General features: G+C 73.2%; 22 protein-coding genes and 1 tRNA gene. 7 read left to right on the forward strand and 16 right to left on the reverse strand.

Annotated features, from left to right (window positions below; translation table 11 throughout):
* Nucleotides 1-190 precede the first annotated feature (190 nt).
* Nucleotides 191-439 carry an SCO4226 family nickel-binding protein gene (locus tag FB474_RS11840; protein WP_141788831.1) on the forward strand — a complete coding sequence of 83 codons (249 nt, stop codon included), beginning with the start codon at nt 191-193 and terminating at the stop codon, nt 437-439.
* A 5-nt stretch (nt 440-444) separates the two neighbouring features.
* On the opposite strand, the gene FB474_RS11845 is transcribed toward FB474_RS11840, so the two are convergent.
* The 3 genes from FB474_RS11845 to FB474_RS11855 all read right to left on the reverse strand — a co-directional run bounded on the left by FB474_RS11845 (nt 445) and on the right by FB474_RS11855 (nt 3806).
* Entirely contained in the window at nt 445-1314 is an 870-nt protein-coding gene (locus tag FB474_RS11845) for an NAD-dependent protein deacetylase (protein ID WP_246092150.1), read from the reverse strand.
* 64 nt (nt 1315-1378) lie between these two features.
* Nucleotides 1379-2650 (reverse strand): patatin-like phospholipase family protein, encoded by a 1272-nt coding sequence (locus tag FB474_RS11850; protein WP_141788833.1) that lies wholly within the window; start codon nt 2648-2650, stop codon nt 1379-1381.
* A gap of 64 nt (nt 2651-2714) precedes the next feature.
* Nucleotides 2715-3806, reverse strand: a complete 1092-nt coding sequence (locus FB474_RS11855) for an aminotransferase class V-fold PLP-dependent enzyme (RefSeq protein ID WP_141788834.1) — start codon at nt 3804-3806, stop codon at nt 2715-2717.
* An 83-nt stretch (nt 3807-3889) separates the two neighbouring features.
* On the opposite strand from FB474_RS11855, the gene FB474_RS11860 reads away from it, so the two are divergent.
* From FB474_RS11860 to FB474_RS20765, 4 genes are all read left to right on the forward strand, one after another.
* Complete coding sequence (locus tag FB474_RS11860; RefSeq protein WP_141788835.1) at nt 3890-4819, forward strand: LysR family transcriptional regulator; 930 nt, start codon at nt 3890-3892, stop codon at nt 4817-4819.
* A gap of 352 nt (nt 4820-5171) precedes the next feature.
* Entirely contained in the window at nt 5172-5333 is a 162-nt protein-coding gene (locus tag FB474_RS20760) for a hypothetical protein (RefSeq protein ID WP_185746138.1), read from the forward strand.
* A gap of 20 nt (nt 5334-5353) precedes the next feature.
* On the forward strand, nt 5354-6694 hold the full coding sequence (locus FB474_RS11865) for a glycosyltransferase (RefSeq protein WP_141788836.1): 1341 nt from the start codon (nt 5354-5356) through the stop codon (nt 6692-6694).
* Nucleotides 6695-6714: 20 nt separating this feature from the next.
* Complete coding sequence (locus FB474_RS20765; RefSeq protein ID WP_185746139.1) at nt 6715-7431, forward strand: polysaccharide deacetylase family protein; 717 nt, start codon at nt 6715-6717, stop codon at nt 7429-7431.
* 2 nt (nt 7432-7433) lie between these two features.
* Here the strand turns inward: FB474_RS20765 and FB474_RS11875 are convergent, their stop codons facing one another.
* The 11 genes from FB474_RS11875 to FB474_RS11925 all read right to left on the reverse strand — a co-directional run bounded on the left by FB474_RS11875 (nt 7434) and on the right by FB474_RS11925 (nt 18231).
* Nucleotides 7434-9830 (reverse strand): ComEC/Rec2 family competence protein, encoded by a 2397-nt coding sequence (locus FB474_RS11875; RefSeq protein ID WP_246092152.1) that lies wholly within the window; start codon nt 9828-9830, stop codon nt 7434-7436.
* 47 nt (nt 9831-9877) lie between these two features.
* The gene (locus FB474_RS21200; RefSeq protein WP_141788837.1) at nt 9878-10807 is read right to left on the reverse strand and encodes a helix-hairpin-helix domain-containing protein; all 930 of its coding nucleotides are present in this window, start codon (nt 10805-10807) and stop codon (nt 9878-9880) included.
* A 120-nt stretch (nt 10808-10927) separates the two neighbouring features.
* Nucleotides 10928-11515, reverse strand: a complete 588-nt coding sequence (locus FB474_RS11885) for a glycerol-3-phosphate acyltransferase (RefSeq protein ID WP_141788838.1) — start codon at nt 11513-11515, stop codon at nt 10928-10930.
* Nucleotides 11516-11518: 3 nt separating this feature from the next.
* Complete coding sequence (locus tag FB474_RS11890) at nt 11519-12385, reverse strand: DegV family protein (protein WP_141788839.1); 867 nt, start codon at nt 12383-12385, stop codon at nt 11519-11521.
* Nucleotides 12386-12495: 110 nt separating this feature from the next.
* Entirely contained in the window at nt 12496-15396 is a 2901-nt protein-coding gene (gene leuS, locus FB474_RS11895) for a leucine--tRNA ligase (protein WP_141788840.1), read from the reverse strand.
* Between the two features lie 156 nt (nt 15397-15552).
* Nucleotides 15553-16179: a lysoplasmalogenase gene (locus tag FB474_RS11900; RefSeq protein ID WP_141788841.1), complete on the reverse strand. Its 627-nt coding sequence runs from the start codon at nt 16177-16179 to the stop codon at nt 15553-15555.
* Nucleotides 16180-16309: 130 nt separating this feature from the next.
* Nucleotides 16310-16382, reverse strand: a tRNA-Ala gene (locus FB474_RS11905).
* Between the two features lie 80 nt (nt 16383-16462).
* Nucleotides 16463-17092: a histidine phosphatase family protein gene (locus tag FB474_RS11910; protein WP_141788842.1), complete on the reverse strand. Its 630-nt coding sequence runs from the start codon at nt 17090-17092 to the stop codon at nt 16463-16465.
* A gap of 3 nt (nt 17093-17095) precedes the next feature.
* Nucleotides 17096-17452, reverse strand: a complete 357-nt coding sequence (rsfS, locus tag FB474_RS11915) for a ribosome silencing factor (protein ID WP_141788843.1) — start codon at nt 17450-17452, stop codon at nt 17096-17098.
* A gap of 9 nt (nt 17453-17461) precedes the next feature.
* Nucleotides 17462-18031 (reverse strand): nicotinate-nucleotide adenylyltransferase, encoded by a 570-nt coding sequence (gene nadD, locus FB474_RS11920; RefSeq protein WP_281286317.1) that lies wholly within the window; start codon nt 18029-18031, stop codon nt 17462-17464.
* Nucleotides 18032-18045: 14 nt separating this feature from the next.
* Complete coding sequence (locus FB474_RS11925; RefSeq protein ID WP_141788845.1) at nt 18046-18231, reverse strand: hypothetical protein; 186 nt, start codon at nt 18229-18231, stop codon at nt 18046-18048.
* A 176-nt stretch (nt 18232-18407) separates the two neighbouring features.
* On the opposite strand from FB474_RS11925, the gene FB474_RS11930 reads away from it, so the two are divergent.
* Together FB474_RS11930 and FB474_RS11935 are read left to right on the forward strand one after the other, a co-directional pair.
* Nucleotides 18408-19277, forward strand: a complete 870-nt coding sequence (locus FB474_RS11930; RefSeq protein WP_141788846.1) for a hypothetical protein — start codon at nt 18408-18410, stop codon at nt 19275-19277.
* 116 nt (nt 19278-19393) lie between these two features.
* Nucleotides 19394-20389, forward strand: coding sequence for a glycosyltransferase family 2 protein (locus FB474_RS11935; protein WP_141788847.1), 996 nt, complete (start codon nt 19394-19396; stop codon nt 20387-20389).
* Here the strand turns inward: FB474_RS11935 and FB474_RS11940 are convergent.
* Nucleotides 20358-21050 (reverse strand): class I SAM-dependent methyltransferase, encoded by a 693-nt coding sequence (locus FB474_RS11940; protein WP_141788848.1) that lies wholly within the window; start codon nt 21048-21050, stop codon nt 20358-20360. The two genes, FB474_RS11935 and FB474_RS11940, sit on opposite strands and share 32 nt — an antisense overlap.
* A gap of 26 nt (nt 21051-21076) precedes the next feature.
* Complete coding sequence (locus FB474_RS11945; protein ID WP_141788849.1) at nt 21077-22357, reverse strand: glutamate-5-semialdehyde dehydrogenase; 1281 nt, start codon at nt 22355-22357, stop codon at nt 21077-21079.
* Nucleotides 22358-22394 lie beyond the last annotated feature (37 nt).

Below are 22394 nucleotides of genomic sequence, written 5' to 3' on the forward strand. Positions count from 1 at the left end.
ATGCCGTGTGGCCGGCCCCTCGGGGCCGGCCACAGTCGTATTCAGGGTCGCCACAGCCATGCTCGGCGCCGGCCACCGCTGGCGTCCGGGCGCGGGAGCGGCTACGCCATTTGCCCGGTTCCTCCTGCCCCTGCGACGCCTAGCGTCCGAGCGTTGGGGGCGGGACAGCCCCCGCAGAGAGGTGAGCAGCATGCCCGAGTTCATGGACGTCCACACCGGGATGAAGGGGATCAGCGCGGCGGATCTCGCCGCGGCGCACCAGGCCGACCTCGACATCGAGGGCGAGGAGGGCGTGCACTTCAAGCATGCCTGGGCCGACCCTGAGAGCGGCAACGTCTACTGCCTGTCGGAGGCCCCGTCGGCCGACGCGGTCCGCAAGATCCACGAGCGGACCGGCCACCCGGCCGCCGAGATCCACCCGGTGCCGGTCCAGGCCTGACCTGCTCAGGACGGCGACGGCGCGGCATACCGGGTCAGCCCGACCCGGTGTGCCAGCTCGGTCAGCGTCGCGCCCAACGCGGCGTCGACGCGGATGGTGGCCTCACCATCCCCGCGGCTCTGACCGCGGGTCACGATCGCGACCGGTATGCCGTGCGCGGCCGCGCGACGCACGAACCGGTAGCCGCTCATCACCTGAAGCGACGAGCCGAGCACGACCAGCCCGTCGCACGCCTCGACCTCGGCGAAGCACTGGGCCACCAGGGGTTTGGGCACCGACTCCCCGAAGAACACCACGTCGGGCTTCAGCTCGTCCGAGCCGCAGACCAGGCACCGCGGCGGGTGGAAGCACGCGACGGCATCCTCGGGCAGCACGACGTCACCGTCGGGGCGAATCTCCCCCACCGCCACCTCGAAGTCGGGGTTCGCCTCGCGCAGCCGCGCGTCGAGCTCGACCCGTGGGGACCGGTCGCCGCACTGCAGGCACAGCACCCGGTCGAGGTTGCCGTGCAGCTCGAGCACGTCGCGCGCACCGGCGGACTGGTGCAGCCCGTCCACGTTCTGCGTGATGAGCGTGCGCACGTGCCCGGCATCCTGGAGCGCGGCCACCACCTCGTGCCCCCGGTTCGGCCCGGCCGCGGCGAACCGGCGCCAGCCGACGTAGCTGCGCGCCCAGTAGCGCCGGCGGTTCTCCGCCGAGGCGACGAACTCCCCGTAGGTCATCGGCGTCACGCGACGCCGGCCGTCGGGGCCGCGGTAGTCCGGGATGCCGGACTCGGTCGACAGGCCCGCGCCAGTCAGGACGACGACGTTGCCGCGGCCGACGAGGTCGGCCAGGCGGGCCAGCTCGTCGGTGTCGTCGGTCGCCAGGCTCACGTCTGCCAGTATCACGCGCCGACTCTCCGGTACGCCGTCCGGCCGGCTCCCGTGCCGCCGGCGGCTACCACCGACCGAGCAGGGCGCGCCGGGCCGACCCACGCAGCGCCCGGCGCACCACGTCGGGGTCGGCCACCCTGGGGTGCGGCGGGTCGAGCGGGGCATCGATGCGGACGGCGGAGGGGACGTACTGCCGGACCACGTGGTCGGCGACCAGGTAGCCGTGGCGCTCCAGGACGCGCTGCTCGTCCCTGGTGAACGCGTCGAGGTCGGTGCGCACGGCGTCGATGAGCTCGACCACCGGCGCCGGATAACCCTGCGGCACCACGGTGTCCAGGCCCCAGGTCGACCCGCTCATGACGTCGCGGGCGAAGCTGGCGTGCAGCCACCGCAGCCGGACCGAGGTGCCGCCGCCCGTGGCGACCCCGAGGATCCGCAGCAGCCGGCCCCAGACCGTGCGCTCCGCGCGGGCCCGGAACACCGCACCGCCGTCGCTGACCAGGACCGTGGCGTGGTTGCGCCAGACGGGTTCGAGGCCGAGGTTGTCGTAGACCCCGCCGTCGGCGAGGCGGATCTGCTCGAGGATCGCCGCGCGCTGCTCGGGCGTCTCGTGGTCGGGATGGCCGCCGGTGAGCCCGAGGTCGGCACCCGGCAGCGTCAGCGGCGCGAAGAACGGCGGGAACGCGCACGAGGCCGCGACGGCGTCGGCCAGCCGCACCGAGGACGGCGGTGCCGCGTAGCCGAGGCGGTAGTCCCCCATCCGCCCGTTGGGGCGCTGGGCGGTTGGATCGGCGAACGTCCAGTCGACGCCGTAGGCGACCTCGGTGGCGCCGAGGACGATGGCCGGGCCGCCGGTCTCGTTGTCGCGCAACGGTTTTGACCACCACGGCACGGCATCGACGTAGGCGTCGGCCAGCGCCCGGACGGCGCTGTCGGGCATGTGCCAGCGCGACGGCCAGAGCTTGGACAGCAACGCCGGCGTGCGGACGTTGCGCGCGGTCAACCGCCGCAACGGCTCGGCCACGCACTCCTCGAAGCCCTGGACGACGAGGTCGGCCCCGGCGAGCGAGGCACCGTGCTCGGCGGGCCAGACCAGCCGCGGGTCCGCCAGCAGGTTGGCCGTGATGGACCCGCCCGAGACGGCGCTGATGGTGCGCACCTGGCCGAGCACGCCGAGCTCGTTGAGCCGGCGGACCGCACCGAGGTGGAACAGGGCTGCGCGGAAGCCGCCGCCGGACAGGCACAGCCCGACACCGACCCGACGGCTGTTGGTCACCGGCGTGGCAGTGGCGGGCTGGCTGGCCTGGTCCTGCTGTGTGATCCCCACCTTGGGCATCCCACCACAGGGCGCGGACACCCGCCCGGGATGCGCGCCGCCGCGGCGCCGGGCGCCGGGCTCGTCAGGTGGTGACGGGCAACCCCGCCAGGGCGTCGGCCACGAGGGTGACGTCGCCGGTGGTGTTCCAGACGTGGAAGGCGATCCGCACGCGCCCGGCCCGGGACGCCACCACCGCACCGGCCTGCTCCAGCCGGTGGGCCATCGCCCCGCTCGGGTCGTGCAGCGACACCACCGGCCGAGCGCTGGCCTCCAGGCCCAGCCGCTCGCGCAGGTCGTTGGCGAGCGCCACGTCGTGGTCGCGGATCACCGGCGTCGGCACGCTGGCGAGGACCTCCAGCGCCGGCACCGCCCCAGCCCACGCCAGCCACGCCGGGGAGACGTCGAACCGCCGTGCGTCACCGGCCAGGTGCATCTCCGGGCCGTAGCAGGAGGACCAGATCTCCTGCCCGGCATACCAGCCCGCGTTGACCGGCCGGAGCCGGTCGCGCACCTGCGGTGCGACGGTGAGGTATGCCGTGCCGCGCGGCTGGCACATCCACTTGTAGGCCGAGCAGACGGTGAGGTCGTAATCCGTTGCGATCACAGGCATCCAGCCCGCCGCCTGGGTCAGGTCGCAGAAGGTCAGGGCGCCATGCGCGCGGGCGGCGGCGATGACGGCTTCCCCGTCGCACACGCTGCCGCAGGCGCTCTGCGCCAGGGAGAACGCGACGAGCGTCGTCCTGCGCGAGACCGCCCCGGCCAGCTCCCCCAGCGGGACCTGGCGCACGGTGATGCCCCGGCCCTCCTGCGCGGCAACGAGGAACGGGAAGACCATGGAGGAGAAGTCGCCCTCCACGCAGAGCACCTCGGCACCGTCGGGCAGCGAGGCCGCGACCATGCCGGCGAACACCGACGTCTGCGAGCCCACCGCCACCCAGTCGTGCGGCGCGCCGACGAACGAGGCGTAGAGGGTGCGCGCCTGCTGGACCAGCGCGTCATACCCCGCGGCACTGGCCCGGCCGGACTGCCACTCGAGCAGCGCCTGCTGGAGGGCGTCGACGACGGGGACCGGCGGCAGGCCGAGCGTGGCGGCGTTGAGGAAGCCGGGCGTCGGGGCGAAGGCGGCCTTCACGGTGTCGATGCTGGGGGTCGGCGTCGGCGGGGCGAGGGTCATGCCCTCACTGTCGCGAATCCGCATAGATCACACAAGGACATGGATTCTTGATCTGTGATAACTCCGAGTTATATCGTGGTCGCATGATCGACGCCGCCGGCCTCCGTGTCATGCGAGCCATTGCCGACGAGGGCAGCTTCACCGGAGCCGCCCTGTCCCTCGGCTACTCCCAGCCTGCCATCTCGCAGATGGTCCGCCGCCTCGAGCAGCGCACCGGGACGGTGCTGGTCGAGCGGGTCGGGCGCAACGTGCGGCTCACCGAGGCCGGCCAGGTGCTGGCCCGGCACGCGGTCAACGTGCTCGCCGCGCTCGACGCCGCCGAGGAGGAGGTCGCCGCCATCGCCGGGCTGCGCGCCGGGCGCGTGCGGCTCATGGCGTTCCCGTCGTCGTCGGCGACCCTGGTGCCCCGGGCGCTGGCGCTGGTCAAGGAGCGCTACCCCGAGGTCAAGGTCAGCTTCACCGAGGCCGAGCCGCCGGAGTCCCTGGCCGCGCTGCGCGCCGGGGAGTGCGACCTCGCGGTCGCGTTCGCCTATGAGGGCACCGACCTCGGCCGTGGCGAGGAGGACCTCGACATGTTCGTCACGCGCAAGCTGCTCGACGACGAGGTCCGCCTGGCGCTGCCCAAGGACCACCCGATGGCCAAGGAGAAGGTCGCCGACCTGTCCAAGCTGTCCGAGGAGTCGTGGATCGCCGGCTGCCCGCGCTGTCGGGGCCACCTGCTGTCGCTCTGCAACCGGGCCGGGTTCGTGCCGAACGTGTCGTTCGAGACCGAGGACTACGTCGCCGTGCTGGGCCTGGTCGCCGAGGGGCTCGGCGTCGCGCTGATCCCCGACCTCATCCTGCGCACCGCCCACCACCGCGACGTGGTGACCCTGCCGATCCACCCGGCCTCGCGGCGCGCGGTTCACGTGGTGACCACCGCTGACCTGCAGCGCGTGCCGGCGGTCAAGGCCACCCTCGACGCGCTCTGCGAGAGCGCCCACTCCCCCAGTCGGGTCCTCGCCGACGTCTGACCCCTTGTGACCCGCCGGGCCCGGCCGACGTCCGGCGCCCGTCGGGTCAACCGTCCGGCATCCTCCGTTCGGCCACCATCGCCGCTCCGATCGTGGCGAGGACTCCACCCGTTCGCGGGACGGCCGGGCGTCGCCCGTTGCGGCAGAGTCTCCCCGGGCGACAGTCGGTCGAGCACCATCAGGGCCGGGCCGGCGGGGATGTCCGCGGGCTCGGGCCTCCCGGGCGAGCACTCGGCTCCGCCTCCGCCAGGGGAGCAGGCATGCGACACGAGCCGGGGTGCACCCCTGCGGTCCGACGCCGCGGATGACGAGGGGTTCACGCGCATGACCACAGGATCGGAGGGGCCATCCCATGCACACTCTGGCGACGCTGCACACCGCTGGAAGCGGCTGGGGCATCGGCTCCATGCTCTTGGCGCAGAGCACCTTCCTCGCCGGGCCACTCGGTCTGGTCGCCGCCGGCGCGATCCTGATGCGCACGCGCTTCCGACGCGGCCGCTCGATCAGCGACTGAGCGCCGCGCCGAGCGCCACCATGAGCCCTCGGTGGGGCATGGCCCTCGGTGCGGTGGTGCTGGTGGCGCTCACGGTCTGGGGGGCCCGGCACGTGTATGCCGTCGCCCACCCCGATCTGGACCCGGGACACCGCTTCACGGTGGTCTACGCCGTCGCGTTCGCGATCCTGTGCTGGCAGACACTCCTTGCCCTGTCGGAACGCCCCTACGTCACGAGCGCGGAACAGCTGCAGTTGCTGCACCGGCTCCGGGTGGTCACCAACGTCCCGATCTACAACGAGGACCCGGCAGCCTTGAAGGAGACCATCGCGTCACTGCTGGACCAGACCCGCCTGCCCCAGGTGATCCACGCCGTGAACGACGGTTCCACGCGTGTGGACTACGCCGACGTCAGGGCATGGGCCGAGACCGCCGCCACTGAGCGCGGCGTCGAGCTCGTCTGGTTCGACAAGCCCAACGGGGGCAAGCGCTCAGCCCAGGTCGTCACGTTCTCCAGCACGCCGGACGCCGACATCTACCTGACCGTCGACTCCGACGCCGTCCTCGATGAGCGTGCTCTGGAAGAGGGCCTGAAGCCGTTTGCGGACCCCGAGGTCACCTCGGTCGCCGGCGTCGTGCAGGCCCTGAACAACCGCGCCAACCTGCTGGCCCGCCTCACCGACCTCTGGTTCGTCATCGGACAGATGACAGACCGCTCCAGCCTCTCGACCATGGGGTCGGTGCTGGTGAACTCCGGTCCGCTCGCGCTCTACCGGGCCCAGGTGGTGAGGGACCACCTGCACACCTACGCCTCCGAGGAGTTCCTGGGCCGTCGGGTCGAGTTCTCCGACGACTCGATGCTGACCCTGTTCTGCCTGTGTGCCGGCAAGACCGTGCAGCAGCCGACCGCGTTCGCCTTCACCCTGATGCCCGAGACGCTGGACCACCACCTGCGCCAGTACCTCCGCTGGATGCGCGGGGCGTTCATCCGCTCGTTCTGGCGCTTCCGGTACCTGCCGACCAACCGCTACGCCTACTGGGCCCACCTGGCCGGCTGGGTCCAGACCCTCGTCAGCCTCTGGGTGTTCATCGCCCTGTTCGTCATGGGCGCCGCCCGCGACCCGGGCAGCGTCCCCCACCTCCTGCTGATCCCGGTCCTGGTCGGCTACGGGCAGGCGCTGCGCTACTTCTCCGCGCGCCGGTCAGACGAGCCGGCGTGGTCCCGCGCGCTGACCGTCCTCCTGTCGCCACTGGCCGCGCTGTGGGCGTTCTTCGGGCTGCGCCTGGTCCGGCTGTATGCGATCGCCACGTGCCGTCGCACCGGCTGGGGGACGCGGGAGTCGGTGGAGGTCGCTCTGGCGCGTCCGGCCCGGGCGTCGTGAGAAGCGTCCGGAGGGCGCTGGTGTCACACCTGGTCCTTGTGCTGCTCCTGGCCACGGGCCTGCTGGCGGTGGCGCGGGCGCACCGGCCCAGTGCGCTGGCCAGCGCGCAGGGGACGACGTACACATGCGCCGGCTACGTGGCCCTGACCTTCGACGACGGCCCGTCCACCAACACGCCTGCCGTCCTCAATGCCCTCCGGCGCACCGGCCTCAAGGCCACGTTCTTCCTGGTCGGGCGCAACGTGCAGGCACACCCCGACATCGCCCGGCTCGTCGTCGAGGCCGGCATGAAGGTGGGCAACCACACCATGGACCACGCACACCTGCCGACGCTGTCGCAGGCGGCGATGCGTCAGGAGCTCACGCAGACCTCTGCCCTCATCGAGACGACGACCGGCCGGCGACCCGCGTGGTTCCGCCCACCCTTCGGGGAGACCACGCCCGCCGTGGAGGCCACCGCCAGAGGCCTGGGCATGACCCAGGTGATCTGGAGCCGTGACACCAAGGACTGGGCCGGCCGCTCGGTTGACGACGTCGTCCAGGTGCTGTCGCAGGTGCGTCCGGGGGACATCGTGCTCATGCATGACGCCCAGCGCACTGCTGTGCCTGCGCTGGCCCGCATCGCCGAGGTCCTGCGGTCGCGGCGCCTGTGCAGCGGCCAGCTCGACTACAGCAGCACGGCGGAGCCCGCCTGGGACGGCCTGACCTACCACGCCATCGCGGGCCGCTGGAGCTGAGCTCACGGGCCTCGGGTCGAGACCAGGACTCGCCCCTCGGGGGTCCGGCCCACCGCGACGTCGCCCAGGAGGTCGGTGCGCAGCGCGCGGATCCCGTTGTCGCGCAACAGCTTCAACGTCCTGCTGGTCGGGTGGCCGTAGTCGTTGCCGGCACCGACGCTGATCAGCCCGATGGCCGCCCCCGTCGCAGCCACCAGCTGCGGGTCCTGCAGCGACGACCCGTGGTGGGCCACCTTGAGCACGTCGAACGGGCGGTCCTCTTCCCCGCGCCGCAGCGCCAGGAGCACCTGGTGGGCCGCCGGGGTCTCCACGTCGCCGAGCATCAGCACCCTCAGTCCGGCGTCCTGCACCACCATGACGATGCTGGCGTTGTTGGGCACCGACCCCTCGCGGATGACCCGGTCGGGCCACACCACGTGGGCGCGCAGCGAGCCGAAGCGCAGGTCGTCCCCGGCATACAGCGGCTGGACCGGGACACCCGCGGCAGCCGCCTGCCGGTCGACCTGGGCGGCCCCCTCGGGCGGGTCACGCACGGGTGAGGTGAGCACCTGACGTACGGTGCGCCCGTGCAGGACCCCCGCCAGCCCGTCGACGTGGTCGGCGTGGAAGTGGGTCAGCACCACCGCGTCGACCACGGTGACGTGCAGCCGGGACAGGCAGGCGTCCATCGGCACGGGGTCGGGGCCGGTGTCGACCACGACCGCATGCCCGGGCCCGGTCGAAAGCACCAGCCCGTCCCCCTGCCCGACGTCACAGGCCACCACCTGCCAGGCCAGCGGAGGCCACGACCAGCTCGTCGTCGGCGCTGCGGCCGCGGCCACCAGCAGCGCGATGCCGAGGAGCAGCACCGGGCGCCGGCGCACCGTCGTGGCGAGCCAGGGCGCCATGAGGAGCACCAGCAGGCTGACGACGGCCAGCAGGACCGCCCCGGGCGCCCCGTCGGGCCAGGGCAGCTGCCCCATGGGCACCTGCGCCGCCACGCGCCCCACCTCCGCGATGCCGATTGTCGGAAGGCCGGCCAGCCAGGCGAGGCCGACGGCCAGCGGGTGCGAGACGAGGGCCATGAGGGCGCAGGCCACCCCGAGCACCGTGGCCGGGCCGACCAGGGGCGCGGCGGCGAGGTTGGCCGCCACCCCGACCACGCTCACCGACCCCTGCAGCAGCACCACCACCGGGCCGCACATCAGCTGGGCCGCGACCGGGATGGCCAGCGCGGTGCCGAACCCCCGCAGCCGGGGCGGCAGGACCGCGGCGATGCGCCGGCCCCACGGCGCCGCGAAGAGCAGCAGCCCCAGGGTCGCCAGGGTCGAGAGCGCGAAGCCGAACGACCGGGACAGCCACGGGTCGAGGCACAGCAGCACCACCACGGCGGCGGCGAGCGCGGGCAGTCCCGCCTTGCGCCGCGAGGTGCTCAGGCCGAGCAGGCCGACCCCGCCCATCACCGCGGCTCGCAGCACGCTGGGCTCGGGCCGGGCCAGGACCACGAACGCGGCCAGGCAGAGCGCGGCCACCCACGGCCGCCACCGACGTCGGATGCCGGCCACCCGGCACAGGCCCATCGCCGCGGCGAGCACCACCGCCACGTTGCTGCCGCTCACCGCGGACAGGTGGGTCATGCCGGTGGCCTGCATCGCCTCGGTCAGGTCGGCCGGGGTGCGGCTGGTGTCGCCGATGACCAGGCCGGGCAGCAGCCCGCGCGCGTCGACCGGCAGGCCGGAAACCGCACGCCGCAGGCCCGAGCGCACCCGCTCGGCGGCGTCGGCGACAACGCCCGGCCCGGCCAGGCTCCGGGGCGCACCGCCGGGGTTGAACACCGCCACCACGTCATCGCCGGGCTCGGCCACGTCGAAGCGCCCACTGACCCGGACCCGTTCGTGCCACCGTAAGCGCGCCCAGGACTCGTCCCCGAACACCAGCACCGGGGACGCCGCCCCACTGTGCTCACCGCGGCCCACCACGTCGTCGACCTGGAGCCGAACCACCACGAGGGTCGTGTGCATCACGCCGGTGCGGGTGACCATGCGCGGGTCGGCCGTGACGGTGCCCTCCACGGTGCCGGTAGCCCGCTGCGCTGCGAGCCGTGGCACCAGGCCCGCGTCGCGGACGCTGATGTGGGCCGCGGTGGCCACCAGGCACAGGGCCGTCGCCAGCAGCGCCAGCGCCGGCGTCGCGGCGTGACCCCCGAGACGACCGGGTGGGCGCAGCGTCAGCCAGGCGCCCAACGCTCCCGTGGTCGCGCCGACGCACCAGATCACCCCGGCCGGGGCCGCGAGCGCCGCCGCGACCGCGGCCCACGCCACCATCGCGGGCAACAGCAGCCGTATGTCGAGTCTCGCCGCCCGGCCCTCACCCGGCGGCGGGTCCGGGGTCGCCCCGTCGCCGACCGGTCCGTGAGTCACCGCTGCGTCAACCTGCGCGACGCGTCCCGAGGACGCCGGTCCCACCGTCACACCCGGACCTTGGACCGCAGCTGGGACATCAGCTTGTCACCGATCCCGCTCACCTCGCCGAGCTCGTCGACCGAACTGAAGCGCCCGTGCTCGGTGCGCCAGTCCAGGATCCGCTGGGCCAGCACCGGACCCACCCCTGGTAGCGAGTCCAGCGCCGTGGCGTCGGCGGTGTTGAGGTTCACCACGCCTCCGGCCCCCGCTCCCACGCCGGAGGCACCCGCCGCCCCGGTCGCGCCCGGGCCAGGGGCGGCGCTCACGACCTGGCCGGGCTTGGGGACCAGGACCTGCTCTCCGTCAACCAGGACCCGGGCGAGGTTGACCTGGGCCAGGTCCGCGCCGGGCAGCGCGCCGCCGGCCCGCGTCACCGCGTCGAGCACCCGGGAGCCGGTGGGCAGCCGGACCACGCCGGGCCGGCGGACCTGGCCCACCACGTCGACGACGACCACGCCGGACGCCGACGACGCACCCGCGGTGGACGTGCCGGAAGAGAATGCCGAGGGCACCGACCGCCCGACCAGACCTGAGGGACCGGCGCCGGCGGCGACCGGGTGTGGTGCGGCCGCCTGCCGCGCCCACGCCACCCGGACCCCGAACAGCACCGTGGCGCCGACCAGCGTCACGAGCAGTCCCAGCACGGCCAGCCGTCGCGGCCGGGCCACCGCACCACGCAGCGGGTCGGGCACCGTGACCAACCGTGGCGGGGCCGGGCGCCGGTGCCGGCCGACAGCGTCCGGGCCTGACTCGGGCACCTCATCAGGCCGGTCCAGCGCCTGCCACACTCTCGGGCCCGGCAGCTCGACCCCGTCCCCCGGCTCCGGCCCGTCAGGCACCCACCCGGTGGCGGCCGGCTCCGGCACCGTGCGGCGTGGGGCGAGGACCGCCTCGAGGCGGCCCGGTGGCGGGGCGGAGAGGTGACGACGCGGCATACGGGCACGCTAGGAACCGTCCGCACGGGCGAACAGGCGCGACGATGGACCTGTGGATCGTGGGACGAACGCGCGCCCCCTTGTGGACAACACCAGGGCCAGAGCCCAGGCGTCAGCGCCTCAGCGCAGCCGGGTCGCCATCCACACCCGGATGTTGCGGTGGTGCCGCCCGATGACGATCAGGGCGACGGTGGCACCCCAGATCCGCCCGGCCAGCACCGGTGCCGGCATCGGGGCGAACACCGAGAGCAGCAGCAGGGCGAGCGCGGCGCTGACCGAGGCGCCGGCAACCCACCGCGAGCGCGCCACCACGATCCCGAAGACGCCCAGCATCACCAGCGAGAACCATGGCAGCACCGCGGTCACGGCCCCCAGCGACGTGGCGACGCCCTTGCCGCCGCGACCGTGCAGGTAGGGCGAGAGGATGTGCCCGACGATGCACGCGAGCCCGACCGCGTAGGCCGTGAACCGGTCGAACCACCACAGCGCCAGCAGCGTCGGCAGCAGCCCCTTGAGCACGTCCAGCACCCCGACCAGCACGCCCCAGCGGACGCCGAGCAGCCGGCCGGTGTTGGTGGCGCCGGGGTTGCCCGAGCCCAGCCGCAGGTCGCCGTGACGCAGCCGGGCCACGATCGAGGCCGGGTTGACGCCGCCGACGAAGAAGCCGGCCACGGCAGCCAGGACGAGCACCAGCCACGAACCCGGCACGGGTCAGTCCCCCCGGCCGGGGCGCGGCGCGACGACCACCGCGAGGGTGCCCGGTCCGACGTGGGCTCCGACCACCGGGCCGAGCTCCACCAGCATCGGCTCGGGCGCGCCGGGGAGCCGCTCGTGCAGCCGCCCGGCCAGCTCGGTCGCCCGGGCCGGCGCGTCGATGTGGTGCACCGCCAGTTCCACGCAGGCGTCGCCACCGGCGGCCTCCGCGGCACCGACCGCGAGGTCCTCCATCCGGGCCACGGCCCGAGCCGAGGTCCGCACCTTCTCGGCGAGCTCGATGTGCCCGTCCTCGAGCGTCAGCAGCGGCTTGATCGCGAGGGCCGACCCGAGCAGCGCCGAGGCCTTGCCGATCCGCCCGCCGCGGTGCAGGTGCTCCAGGGTGTCCACGCAGAACCACACCTTCGTCGCCCGCGCGCGCGACCGGGCGATCCCCGCCACCGCCCTGGCGCCCTCCCCCCGCTCGGCGGCCTCGGCCGCCGCGAGCACGGCATACCCCATGGCCATGCCCATCGAGCGGGAGTCGACCACCTCGACCGGCACCGGCGCGTGCCGGGCCGCGAGCACCGCCGAGTCGACGGTGCCGGACATGTCGGCGCTGATGTGCACCGACACGACCTCGTCGGCGCCCGCCTCGGCCGCCGCCTCGTAGGCCTCGAGGAAGGCGCTGGGCGTGGGCCGCGAGGTCGACACCCGACGGTGGGCGCGCAGCGCGGCCGCCACCTGACCCGGGTCGACGTCGACGCCCTCGTCCCGCTCGGTCCCGTCCAGCACGACGTGCAGCGGCACCACCCGGATGCCGTGGCGCGCCACCACCTCGGCCGGCAGGTATGCCGTGGAGTCGGTGACGATCGCGACGTTCACGCGCGCAGGCTATCGGTCGGTCACGGCGCCCACATCGACGAAACCCACACCACCGACGTGCGATGGTGTGGGTTTCGTCGACCTCGTGGTGCCGGCCCGAGCCTGCGAGCTCAGCCCGCGACGATGTTGACCAGCTGCGGCGCGCGGACGATCACCTTGCGCACCGTCTTGCCCGCGATCGAGGCCTGGACCCGCTCGCTGGCCAGGGCTGCGGCCTCCAGGTCGGCGGCGCTGATGTCGGCCGCCACCGCGAGGCGGTCGCGCACCTTGCCCTGCACTTGCACGACGCAGGTGACCGTGTCGTCGACCAGCAGCGCCGGGTCGGCGACGGGGAACGCCTCGAACGTGACGGTCTCGTCGTGCCCCAGCCGGCGCCAGAGCTCCTCGGCGATGTGCGGGGCGATCGGCGAGACCATCTTGACGATGGTCTCGGCCGCCTCGCGCGGCACCGCGTCGAGCTTGGTCAGCGCGTTGTTGAGCTCGATCAGCCGCGCGATCGCGGTGTTGAAGCCCAGGGTCGGGTAGTCCTTCGAGACCGCGTCGATGGTCTTGTGCACCACCCGCAGCGTGTCGGCATCGACCGGCGCGTCGACGACCCGGACCTCGCCGGTCTCCTCGTCCACCACGTTGCGCCACAGGCGCTGCAGGAACCGCTGGGCACCGACGACCGCCCGCGTCTCCCAGGGCTTCGAGAGCTCCAGCGGGCCCATCGACATCTCGTAGACGCGCAGGGTGTCGGCGCCGTACGCGTCATACATCTCGTCCGGGCTCACGACGTTCTTGAGCGACTTGCCGATCTTGCCGTACTCGCGGGTGACCGGCTGGCCCTGCCACGTGAACTGCGGGTCGTGCGGGTCGCTGCCCTCGACCTCCTCGACCTCGGCGGCCGGGACCGGCTGGCCGCGGCCGTCACGGTAGGCGAACGCCTGGATGTAGCCCTGGGAGAAGTACTTGCGGAACGGCTCCTCGCTGGTGACGTGGCCCAGGTCGAACAGCACCTTGTGCCAGAAGCGGGCGTAGAGCAGGTGCAGCACCGCGTGCTCGACCCCGCCGATGTAGAGGTCGACCCCACCGGGGTCGGTGACCCCCGCCGGGGCACCCTCGACCGGGGTCGGGTGCTTGCCCATCCAGTAGCGCTCGTTCTCGGGGTCGACCAGCGCGTCGTCGTTGGCCGGGTCCAGGTAGCGCAGGTAGTACCAGCACGAACCGGCCCAGTTGGGCATGGTGTTGGTCTCGCGGCGGTAGCGGCGCACGCCACGTCCGTCACCCAGGTCCAGCTCCACGTTGACCCACTCGGTCGCCCGCGACAGCGGCGCCTCCGGGCTGGAGGAGTCGTCGTCGGGGTCGAACGTCTTGGGCGAGTAGTCCGGCACGTCGGGAAGCTCGACCGGCAGCATCGACTCGGGCACGGCGTGGGCGACCCCGTCCTCGTCGAACAGGATCGGGAACGGCTCACCCCAGTAGCGCTGCCGGCTGAACAGCCAGTCGCGCAGCTTGTAGTTGACCGTGCCCTCGCCCAGGCCCTTGGCGGACAGCCACTCGATGATCGCCGCCTTGGCCTCGGTGACGCCCATGCCGTCCAGGGAGATCTCGTCGTTGGCCGAGTTGATCGCCGGGCCCTCGCCGGTGAACGCGGTCGTCTCGTCGTGGCCCTCGCTCGGCGCGACCGTGCGCACGATCGGCAGGTCGAACGCCGTCGCGTAGTCCCAGTCGCGCTGGTCCTGCCCCGGCACCGCCATGATCGCGCCGGTGCCGTAGCCCATCAGCACGTAGTCGGCGACGAAGACCGGGACGGGCCGGCCGGTGACCGGGTTCGTCGCGTACGCACCGGTGAAGACGCCGGTCTTGTCCTTGCCCTCGGTCTGCCGCTCTACCTCGGACTTGCGCGAGGCAGTGCGCTGGTATGCCGCGACCGCAGCTGCCGGGGTCGCCTCGCCGCCCGTCCATGCCGGGTTGGTGCCGGAGGGCCACTCGCCTTGCGGGACAAGGGTTTCCAGCAACGGGTGCTCGGGCGCGAGCACCATGAAGGTCGCCCCGAACAGCGTGTCCGGCCGGGTCGTGAACACCTCGATCGTGGCGTCGTGACCGACCACGGGGAAGCGCACGCGGGCACCCTGGCTGCGCCCGATCCAGTTGCGCTGCATCAGCTTGACCTTCTCGGGCCAGTCGACCCGGTCCAGGTCGTCGGCCAGCCGGTCGGCATAGGCAGTGATCCGCATCATCCACTGGCGCAGGTTGGTCTTGAAGACCGGGAAGTTGCCGCGCTCGGAGCGGCCGTCGTTGGTGACCTCCTCGTTCGAGAGCACCGTGCCCAGACCCGGCGCCCAGTTGACCGGCGCCTGGGAGGAGTAGGCCAGCCGGAAGCCGTCCAGCACCTCGGCCCGCTCCGCCGCGGTCAGGGCCGACCAGTCACGCCCGTCCGGCGTGGCGCGGCGACCGCTGTCGAGCTCCTCGACCAGCTCGCGGATCGGGCGCGCCTTGCCCCGGCCGCCGTCCTCGCGGACCGCGTCGACGTCATACCAGGCGTCCCAGATCTGCAGGAAGATCCACTGGGTCCACTTGTAGTAGTCGGGGTCGATCGTCGCGATCGCACGCCGGTCGTCGTGGGCCAGCCCCAGCCGCCGCAGCTGGCGCTTCATGACGACCATGTTCTCCTCGGTCGTCTTGCGCGGGTGCTGGCCGGTCTGCACGGCGAACTGCTCGGCGGGCAGGCCGAAGGCGTCGTAGCCCAGGCAGTGCAGGACGTTCTTGCCGGTCATCCGGTGGTAGCGGGCGAAGACGTCGGTCGCGATGTAGCCGAGCGGGTGGCCGATGTGCAGGCCGGCACCCGACGGGTACGGGAACATGTCGAGCACGAGGAGCTTCTCTCGACCCGCCACGCCCTCGGGGTCGGCCCACGGGCCCGCGGGGTTGGGCGCGTGGAAGGTGCCCTCGCTCTCCCACCGGTCCTGCCAGGCCAGCTCGATCTTCTCGGCCAGCTCGGCGGTGTAGCGGTACGGCGTGTCGTTCATCGTCGTGTCCTCGCGTCTCGTGGTTGCGTGCGTGCTCGTCCCCCGCGTCGGACCCGCGACACAAGAAAACCCCTCACACAGGAGGGGTTGCCGCGTTGACGTCCGATCCGTTCAACGCGGCTGGCTAAGAAGCAGCACGCCGGCCATGGGCCTAGGTTAGCGCAGCGCCCCGAGCACCATGAGCACCTGCCCGACGTGGTAGGTCACCATCACCAGCACCCGGCTGCCCGGCCGAGGCCGCACGAACCGGTCCAGCGCCAGCACCGTGTCGGACGCGACGAACACCACCGCCCCGAGCGCGACCAGCGGGCGACCCGTCCCCCACGCGGTCACCGTCATCGCCGCGATGACGAGCATGTATGCCGCGACGGCACCTCCCAGAGTCCGGTCCTGTCGCGCGGCGGAGACCAGGATGCCCCGGCCGGCGCTGGCCAGGTCGAGCAGGACCACGGCGGCGCCGGCCAGGGCCCAGCGCGGGTCGAAGCCCAGGGAGACGAAGGCCACGACGTAGGCGAGGTGGCCGAGCAGGAACGCCGTCAGGCCGGCGAGGAAGCGGGGCTCGCCGTCGCCGAGGAGGAAGACGTCGCCGACGCAGCCGAGGGCGATCGCCGCGAGCAGCCACCCCGTCCCGGTGCCGCCCGCGCCCAGCGCGAGCGCCAGCGCCCCGAGCAGCACCATGACCAGCGGCTTGGCGACCCTTTCGACGCGACGGTGGTCACGGCATACGGCGTGCCAGTCCAGCAGGGCGGTGGCGGCGAGCGCGACGGCGAGGGCGGGGACCACGGCGGCAGCGTGTCATGACCTCCGCGCCGCCGGCCCCGCATCGTGACCGACGACGCACCACCGGCCGGGACGAGTCCCCGCGACAACGCCGAAGGCCGGCCCCTGTCGGGAGCCGGCCTTCGTCATCGGGTGGAGCTGAGGGGACTCGAACCCCTGACCCCCTCCATGCCATGGAGGTGCGCTACCAGCTGCGCCACAGCCCCGCACGATCTCTCGTGGGTTTCCCTCGCGGGAACGAGCAGTACTTTATCCGGCCACCCCCGGTTTTCACCAAATCGGGTGGTCAGCGCGCCGAACCGGTGCCGGCTCCGGCGTTCCACGCCACGACCCGCCAGCCCCGGTCGTACTCCTGCAGGTCGGCCCAGTGGCAGTTGCGCAGCCCGGCGATGGACATCCACGCCGCGTGCTGGTCCAGCCCGACCATGGACGCCACCAGGGCCCGCCCCGAGACGCCGTGCGTCGCGATGACGGCGCACTGCCCCTCCCCGAGGGTGGGCAGCAGGTCGTCGACGGCGGCCCGCGCCCGCGCCGCCACCTGCGAGACGGTCTCCCCGTGGATCCCGCGGGGCAGGTCCTCCCCCGCGGCCAGCGCCGCCTGCTCCTCGGGGTACTGCTCCGCCACGTCGCCCGCGGTCATCCCCTGCCACTCACCGGCATGGATCTCCCGCAACCGCTCGTCATACCGGATGGGCAGGCCGACCAGCTCGGCCAGCGTGCGGCCGGTCTCCGCGGCGCGCTGCAGGTCGCTGGCGACGATGACGTCGGGCCGGTATGCCGCGAGCGCGGCGGCCGCGGTCCGCGCCTGCTCCCGGCCGACCTCGGACAGGTGCGTGTCGAGCTGGCCCTGCCAGATGCCGCTGGCGTTGTGGTCGGTCTGGCCGTGGCGCCAGACGAGGAGGCGGCGACGGGCCATGACTCAGGCGCCGAGGTCGATCGCCGGGCAGTCCTTCCAGAGGCGCTCGAGGGCGTAGAACTCGCGCTCGTCCTCGTGCTGGACGTGCACCACGATGTCGCCGAAGTCGATGAGCACCCACCGGCCGTCGCGCTCCCCCTCCCGGCGGACGGGCTTGGCCTTGAGCGTGTGGAGCTTCTCCTCGACGCTGTCGACGATGGCGTTGACCTGCCGCTCGTTGGCGGCCGAGGCGATGACGAACACGTCGGTCAGGGCGAGCTGGTCGCTGACGTCGATGGCCAGCACCTTGCTGGCGAGCTTGTCCTCGGCGGCGGTGGCGGCGGCCTTGGCCAGGTCGATGGCGTGCTGCGTGGCTGCCACGCGGTCCTCCTACGGTTGGGCGTACAGGTGGTGCTTGTGGATGTACTGCGTGATGCCGTCGGGCACGAGGTACCAGACGGGCTCGCCGCGTTCGACGCGGGCACGGCAGTCGGTGGAGCTGATCGCCATGGCCGGGACCTCCTGGAGGGTGACCCGGTCGCGGGGCAGCCCGTTGTCCGTCAGCTCATGGCCGGGACGGGTGACCCCGATGAAGTGGGCGAGCTCGAACAGCTCGTCGGCGTCCTTCCACGACAGGATCTGCGCCAGGGCGTCGGCGCCGGTGATGAAGAACAGCTCCGCGTCGGGCCGCTGCGCGGCGAGGTCGCGGAGGGTGTCGATCGTGTAGGTCAGGCCGGGCCGGTCGATGTCGACCCGGCTGACGGTGAAGCGGGGGTTGGACGCCGTGGCGATCACCGTCATGAGGTAGCGGTGCTCGGCCGGGGAGACCTGGCCTGCGTCCTTCTGCCAGGGCTTGCCGGTGGGGACGAAGACGACCTCGTCGAGGTCGAACAGGGCCTGGACCTCGCTCGCGGCGACCAGGTGACCGTGATGGATGGGGTCGAAGGTCCCGCCCATCACACCCAGGCGGGTGGTCAGTGGTGGTCCCCGTGGGTGTGCTGGCCCGTCTTGGCCGCGGTGTTGCGGAAGCTCCACAGCACCCCGAGGAGGGCGGCGAAGCCGAAAGCGGCCAGGGCGCCGTAGGCCCAGGTCGGGATCGGCAGCTCGCGGGTGTGCTCCTCAGCGGCGGCCAGGTGGGTCAGCAGGGGCGAGAACGACATGGGCACAGCCTAGCGGGGCGTCCGTGCAGGTGGGACGCGGGCACCCGCGGCCGCCACGCGACGATCGTCACGGCCGTTTCGGGCGGTTTTCGTGCACAAACCCCCGTGACGATCGTCGCGTCGGCGCGGCTGGGGACAACCCGGGACGGCCCGTTCGTCCCCGGCATCATCGAACGATGTTCCCGTCGGACGTGTGGGAGTCGCTCCATCGAGCCACCTGCCTGCCGGCCCGCGACGTCCTGGCCCAGCTGGGCGCGGCGCAGCTCAAGCAGGCCCTCGCTGCCGGGCTGCTGGAGTGTCCGGCGCCGGGGTGGTACGCGTTGCCGCGCGTCCGCCCGACCCTGGCGCTGGCCAAGGCGCGGCGCGCCGTCCTGTCCCACCAGAGCGCGGCGGAGCACCACGGGCTCGACCTCATCACGCGGCCCGGGGCTGTCCACCTGACCGTGCCGCGCGGCCGCAACCAGCGCGACAAGGACGTCGTGCTGCACCGCACCAGCGACCGGCTGGACCTGCGCGCCGGCGTGACGGACGTCCTCGAGACTGTGCTCGACTGCGCGCGCACGCTGCCGTTCGCCGAGGCACTCGTGGTGGCCGACTCCGCCCTGCGCGACCGCCGGATCACCGGCGAGGAGCTGCAGCGGGCAGCAGACCGGCTGACCGGCCGGGGCGCCCGGATGGCCCGGCGGGTGGCTCGGTGGGCCAGCGCACTGTCGGGCTCGGCGATGGAGACCCTGGTGCGTGCGGCCATGATCGAGGGCCGAGTGACCGGCTGGGTCGAGCAGCACCTCATCGAAGCGGGCGGTGTCCGGCACCGGACCGACTTCGCCTTCCCCGCGCGCCGGGTCGTCGTGGAGGCGGAGGGCTACGCCTTCCACGCCGGGGTGCGGGAGTTCGCCAACGACTGTGCCCGCTACAACCGACTTGTCGCGGCCGGGTGGACCGTCGTGCGCGTGACGTGGCGCGACCTCGACGACCCCGAGCGACTGTGCGCGCTGTTGCGGACCGTGCTCCGGCGGCGGCCACGCCCGCAGGTGCTGACCCTCTGACGACGCGACGATCGTCGCGGCTGGTTCGGGCGGTTATCGCGCCCAAAACCCCCGCGACGATCGTCGCATCGGCGCGGCCGGAGCCAGCGCAAACAGGCGGCGGTTAGGCTTCCGACATGTCCGTCGAGCTGTCCGTGGTCGTCCCGATGTACGACGAGGCGGAGGTGCTGCCCCTGCTCGTCGAGCGGCTGCGCCCCGCCCTCGACGGGACCGGCGCGTCCTACGAGGTCGTGGCGGTCGACGACGGCAGCAAGGACGCCACGCCGGTGCTGCTGCAGCGCTACCGCAAGGAGTGGCCGCAGCTGCGCGTGCTGCGGCTGCGGGCCAACGCGGGGCACCAGGCGGCCATCTCGGCCGGCCTCGCCTACGCGGTCGGCGACTACGTCGCGACCCTCGACGCCGACCTGCAGGACCCGCCCGAGGTGCTCGCGCAGATGCTCGAGGTAGCCCGGCGCGACGGGGTCGACGTGGTCTACGGCGTGCGCTCGGACCGCTCCTCCGACTCGGCGTTCAAGCGCGGCAGCGCGCGGGCGTTCTACCGCCTGCTGCGCAGCCTCGGCCAGACCTCGGCGCAGGTCGACGCCGGCGACTACCGGCTGATGTCGCGGGCGACGGTCCAGGCGGTCAACGCCCTGCCCGAGCACCACCGGGTGCTGCGCTTCGTGGTGCCGGCGCTGGGCTTCCCCTCGGCGTCGGTCGGCTACCGCCGCGAGGTGCGGGCCGCCGGGCGCTCGAAGTACCCCCTGGCCCGCATGGTCAAGCTCTCGGTGGACAGCATCACCGGCTTCTCCACCGCTCCCCTGCGCCTGGCCACGTGGTGCGGCATCGGCGGCGGCATCGCCGCGATCCTGCTGCTCGTGTACGCCCTCGTCGCCCAGCTGCGCAACCAGACCGTCGCAGGCTGGACCTCGACCGTCGTGGCGGTGGCCTCGGTCGGTGCGATCCAGCTGCTGTGCGTGGGCATCCTCGGGGAGTACGTCGGGCGGATGTACACGATGATGCAGGGCCGCCCGTCCTACTTCGTGGCCTACGACTCGGCCGCCGAGGACAAGGACACGGACACCACGGTGAAGCGCGTGGCTACGGCCGCCGAGCAGTCACGAGCAAGCTGACGCCGGGCAGCTTCTTGACCGGCAGGTAGCGCTCGGCGGTGATGACCGTGCGCAGGCCGGCGTTGACCAGCGGGTGCAGGTCGTCGAGGTCGCTGCCGTTGGAGGCCTTGCGCCGCAGCGCCACGACCGGGCGCAACAGGACGTTCCAGGAGGTCATCGACTCGACCTGGAAACCGTTGCGCTGCAACAGGTCCTGCAGGGTCGGTCGGGTGTAGCGGCGCACGTGCCCGACCGCCTCGTCGTGCGAGGACCACAGCCGCGGGTCGCACGGCACGGCGACGAGGAACGTCCCGCCGGGGCGCAGCACCCGGTGGATCTCGCGGGCGCAGGCGTCGTCGTCGACGAGGTGCTCGAGCACGTCGAAGGCCACGACCAGGTCCATCGCACCGGTCTGCACCGGCAGCAGCGTGGCGTCGGCGCGCATCACCGGGATGCCCCGTTCGGCGGCGACCTGCGCCCCCTCGGGGCCGTACTCCAGCGCCGCCGCGTCCCAGCCGAGCTCGCGCAGCACCCGGGTGTTGCCGCCACCGGCGGCACCCACGTCCAGGGCACGCCCGGGCTGGACCCCCGTCAGGGCAGCCGCGAGCAGGTGCCGCCGCTCGCGATACCACCAGTGGGTGTCCTCGAGCGCGGCCAGCTTGCGAACCTCAGTGCCTTCCACGAGCGGCCATCCTGCCAGTCGCCGGCTCAGGGGCGAACTTGGCCGTCCCCCTCGACGACCCATTTCGTCGTCGTGAGCTCCGGCAGGGCCATCGGGCCGCGGGCGTGCAGCTTCTGGGTGGAGATGCCGATCTCGGCGCCGAAGCCGAACTCGCCCCCGTCGGTGAACCGCGTGGAGGCGTTGACCATCACCGCCGCCGCGTCGACCTCGGCCACCCAGCGCCGGGCCGCGGCGCGGTCCTCGGTGACGATCGCCTCGGTGTGCCCGGTGCCGTAGCGGCGCACGTGCTCCAGCGCGTCGTCGAGGCTGTCCACGACGCGCGCGCTGAGGTCGAGGGAGAGGTACTCCCGGCCCCAGTCCTCCTCGGTCGCCGGCTCGTATGCCGTGCCCGCGGCGTCCGCGAACGGCCGCACCTGCTCGTCGCCGTGGATCCGCACGCCGGCGCCACCGAGGGCGGCGAGCGCCTTGGGCAGGAAGTCGGCCGCCACGGCGCGGTGCACCAGCAGGGACTCGGCGGCGTTGCAGACGCTGGGCCGGTGGACCTTGGAGTTGAGCGTGATCGCCAGGGCCTTGTCGAGGTCGGCCGCCGCGTCGACGTAGACGTGGCAGTTGCCCACGCCGGTCTCGATGACCGGCACGGTGGACTCGCGCACGACGGTCTGGATGAGGTCGGAGCCGCCGCGCGGGATGAGCACGTCGACCCGGCCGCGCGCGGTCATGAGCGCCCGCACAGCGTCGCGCCCGCCCTCGAGCAGCTGCACCGCGTCGGCCGGGATGCCTTGGGAGTCAAGGGTCTCGCGAAGGACAGCGACCAGCGCGCGGTTGGTGGAGGAGGCGGCGGACCCACCGCGCAGGATGACCGCGTTGCCGCTCTTGAGACCGAGCCCGGCGGCGTCGACGGTCACGTTGGGCCGCGCCTCGTAGATCATCCCGACCACGCCCATCGGCACCCGCACCTGGCGGATCTGCAGCCCGTTGGGCAGGGTCGAGCCGCGCATGACCTCCCCCACCGGGTCGGGCAGCCCGGCGATGTCGCGCAGCGCCCCGGCGACCGCACGCACCCGGCCCTCGTCCAGGCGCAGCCGGTCGAGCAGCCCCTCGGCCAGGCCTGTCGCCCGGCCGCGATCGAGGTCCTCGGCGTTGGCCTCGACGACCTGCGGGGCGGCCGCCTCCAGCGCATCGGCCATCGCCAGCAGCGCGGCGTCCTTGTCGGCGCGCGAGAGCAGCGCCAGCCGGCGGGAGGCCACCCGCGCGCGGTCGCCGAGCTCGGCGACGTGGGCGGTCACCTCGGGGTCGATCGAAGCCATGCCAGCAGCGTATGCCGGGTGCTCACCCACGCCGCCA

Origin of the sequence: Oryzihumus leptocrescens, assembly GCF_006716205.1 — a bacterium.
In the GTDB taxonomy this organism is placed as follows: Bacteria; Actinomycetota; Actinomycetes; order Actinomycetales; family Dermatophilaceae; genus Oryzihumus; species Oryzihumus leptocrescens.

What these genes read in the sequence shown, in the direction of transcription:
- FB474_RS11840 (WP_141788831.1), top strand. Translation starts at nt 191, where the DNA reads ATGCCCGAGTTCATGGACGTCCACACCGGGATGAAGGGGATCAGCGCG.
- FB474_RS11850 (WP_141788833.1), bottom strand. Translation starts at nt 2,650, where the DNA reads ATGCCCAAGGTGGGGATCACACAGCAGGACCAGGCCAGCCAGCCCGCC.
- FB474_RS11855 (WP_141788834.1), bottom strand. Translation starts at nt 3,806, where the DNA reads ATGACCCTCGCCCCGCCGACGCCGACCCCCAGCATCGACACCGTGAAG.
- FB474_RS11860 (WP_141788835.1), top strand. Translation starts at nt 3,890, where the DNA reads ATGATCGACGCCGCCGGCCTCCGTGTCATGCGAGCCATTGCCGACGAG.
- FB474_RS20760 (WP_185746138.1), top strand. Translation starts at nt 5,172, where the DNA reads ATGCACACTCTGGCGACGCTGCACACCGCTGGAAGCGGCTGGGGCATC.
- FB474_RS11865 (WP_141788836.1), top strand. Translation starts at nt 5,354, where the DNA reads ATGAGCCCTCGGTGGGGCATGGCCCTCGGTGCGGTGGTGCTGGTGGCG.
- FB474_RS21200 (WP_141788837.1), bottom strand. Translation starts at nt 10,807, where the DNA reads ATGCCGCGTCGTCACCTCTCCGCCCCGCCACCGGGCCGCCTCGAGGCG.
- leuS (WP_141788840.1), bottom strand. Translation starts at nt 15,396, where the DNA reads ATGAACGACACGCCGTACCGCTACACCGCCGAGCTGGCCGAGAAGATC.
- FB474_RS11910 (WP_141788842.1), bottom strand. Translation starts at nt 17,092, where the DNA reads ATGGCCCGTCGCCGCCTCCTCGTCTGGCGCCACGGCCAGACCGACCAC.
- FB474_RS11925 (WP_141788845.1), bottom strand. Translation starts at nt 18,231, where the DNA reads ATGTCGTTCTCGCCCCTGCTGACCCACCTGGCCGCCGCTGAGGAGCAC.
- FB474_RS11930 (WP_141788846.1), top strand. Translation starts at nt 18,408, where the DNA reads ATGTTCCCGTCGGACGTGTGGGAGTCGCTCCATCGAGCCACCTGCCTG.
- FB474_RS11935 (WP_141788847.1), top strand. Translation starts at nt 19,394, where the DNA reads ATGTCCGTCGAGCTGTCCGTGGTCGTCCCGATGTACGACGAGGCGGAG.
- FB474_RS11945 (WP_141788849.1), bottom strand. Translation starts at nt 22,357, where the DNA reads ATGGCTTCGATCGACCCCGAGGTGACCGCCCACGTCGCCGAGCTCGGC.